Here is a 615-nt window from a genome sequence, read left to right as displayed (position 1 = left end):
GGGTTCTACCCCGTTTTCGCGGACGGATTGGAAACGTCTAAAAGCTTCTGATCCTGCTTGGCGACTCGGCGTCGCATTCGTGGGTTGTGGAATCGCTCAATGTAGTCGAACACATCCGCTCTGGCGGCATCCAGTGTCAAATACCTCGCGTGCTGGATGCGCTCGCGCTTAAGTATCCCGAAAAACCCCTCGCAGGGCGCGTTATCCCCGCAGTGGCCGACCGCACTCATCGAGCAAATCAGGGTGTGCTGCTTGAGCAGGCGCTGGTAATCGCCGCTGAGAAATTGGCTGCCGCGATCTGAATGCAAGATCACCGACCAGCCGCCCTGGCGTTGCCAGATGGCCATCTCCACCGCCCGCATCACCATGCGGCGGTCCTGGCGGTGGTGCATGGACCAGCCGAGCACGACATGGCTGAACAGATCGAGCACCACGCATAGAAATAGCTTGCCCTCTCCGGTCTTGATCTCGGTGATATCCGTGACCCACTTGGTCTCCGGCTCGGCGGCGGCGAAATCTCTTTGCAGATGATTGCCGATACCTACCGGTCGGATGCCCGGCTTGCCGCGGCCCCGGCCCTTTTTGCGAGGCCAGCCCTGGAGACCGTGACGAGCC

General features: G+C 60.8%; 1 protein-coding gene. It reads right to left on the bottom strand.

Features of this window, described 5'->3' with window-relative positions; genetic code table 11:
* Positions 1-5: 5 nt before the first annotated feature.
* On the bottom strand, positions 6-615 hold a 610-nt coding region (locus tag RM532_RS15840; protein ID WP_311654306.1), incomplete at its 5' end, for an IS3 family transposase.

This window comes from Spectribacter hydrogenoxidans (assembly GCF_031846275.1).
GTDB classification, from domain to species: Bacteria; Pseudomonadota; Gammaproteobacteria; order Nevskiales; family Salinisphaeraceae; genus Spectribacter; species Spectribacter hydrogenoxidans.
This window is presented reverse-complemented; position numbering and strand designations above follow the sequence as displayed.